The sequence below is a fragment of the Azospirillum sp. TSH20 genome, assembly GCF_003115935.1.
GTDB lineage: Bacteria > Pseudomonadota > Alphaproteobacteria > Azospirillales > Azospirillaceae > Azospirillum.
In genome coordinates this window covers 1-1,228 of sequence record NZ_LGQU01000220.1, presented here as the reverse complement: position 1 = coordinate 1,228, position 1,228 = coordinate 1, and the positions used below count along the sequence as shown (strand labels likewise).

Sequence of the window (1,228 nt, the reverse complement as noted above, 5' to 3'; positions counted from 1 at the left end):
CCCCCGCCACTTCTGCGGCGGGATTGGGGTCGCTGATGGCGACGCTCATCCCCCTGGACAGGAACAGCGCCGCCCAACTGGCGCCGATGGTGCCGGCGCCGATGACGGCGACACGCCCAACTGCGTCAGGATCGGGGGCCACCGGCCCCTGAAGGTCCGATCGGGTGTCGGTTGGGTTGGCCGTTGGGTTGGCCCTGGGATTGAGTGTCATGGTCCTCCCCGGATGTTCTGGTTTTGCCCAGGCTGTTCATCAGCAGGTCGATGGACTGGGCCGCGATGTTGTGGGCGCTGAGGGCGCCGTTCGGCCGGTACCAGCGGGCGATGCAGCTCTCGGCGATGCCGCGTTCGATCAGGCGGCCGAGGCTCCTCGCCGACGCGGATCACGCACAGGCCGAAGTCCATGGTGACGATCTCGGCATATCTGTGCATGACGGCGGTCAGTTCCTCATAGGCGCTGCCGCCATGGCCCATCACGTCGTTGGAGACCTCGTCGAGCATCTTCAGCCCGATGCGCACGCACTCGAAGAGGATCTTCGCCTTGTTCCTGACGTAATAGTGGATGGTCGGCTTGGTGACATTCAGGCGCCGCGCGATGTCGTCCAGCGACGTGCTGTGAAAGCCTATCTCGTAGAAGGCCTGCGCCGCCGTCCGCAGCACGGCGACATGCTTGGCTTCCCGCTCCGTCCGGCAGTCCACAGACGCCTTTCATGGCGATCCGCCGTCCAAAGTTTTCCGCATTGGAGCATCTTGCATCGCATCGTCACTACGTTCCGGCACGCGGCCATCCTCCAGCCTTTGCATTCCCCTCCGCTTTCGTCCATCGCGCCGACATCCGCAGCAGCAATGGCCGATTGATAGCCACGCGCACTGTTGATAAGCGCATCAATTTGCCTCATCCTACTTACAAGTAACATGCATTCCAACAAGTATGTTTTGGGTGCAAGCATAAGGAAGGATGAACGCATGGACGTCATCGCCTTGACCCGGGCCGACAGCATCGGCGCAGCGCCGATCTGGCGGTCGCGTCGAGGCTGGCCTAGATGGAGTGGCCGGTGACGGTGGTGATCGACTCCACAGGACTGAAGGTGTTCGGCAAAGGCGAATGGCACCTGGAGAAGCATGGCGGCACGGCGTACCGGAGCTGGGGAAAACTCCACTTGGCGGTCGATCCCGACACCGGCGAGATCCTCACTTCAGAGCTGACGACCAAGCAGGAGGGCGATGCTTC

At 62.6% G+C, this 1,228-nt stretch carries 2 protein-coding genes and 1 pseudogene; 1 reads left to right on the top strand and 2 read right to left on the bottom strand.

Annotated features, from left to right (window positions below; translation table 11 throughout):
- Together TSH20_RS34485 and TSH20_RS34480 are read right to left on the bottom strand one after the other, a co-directional pair.
- Window positions 1–211 (bottom strand): 3-hydroxyacyl-CoA dehydrogenase NAD-binding domain-containing protein (locus TSH20_RS34485; RefSeq protein ID WP_247874566.1); only part of this gene is annotated, 211 nt, incomplete at its 3' end.
- Window positions 208–696 carry a TetR/AcrR family transcriptional regulator gene (locus TSH20_RS34480; RefSeq protein ID WP_199232008.1) on the bottom strand — a complete coding sequence of 163 codons (489 nt, stop codon included), beginning with the start codon at window positions 694–696 and terminating at the stop codon, window positions 208–210. The genes TSH20_RS34485 and TSH20_RS34480, both read right to left, overlap by 4 nt.
- A 302-nt stretch (window positions 697–998) precedes the next feature.
- On the opposite strand from TSH20_RS34480, the pseudogene TSH20_RS34475 reads away from it, so the two are divergent.
- Window positions 999–1,228: pseudogene (locus TSH20_RS34475) on the top strand (transposase); the annotation flags it as partial.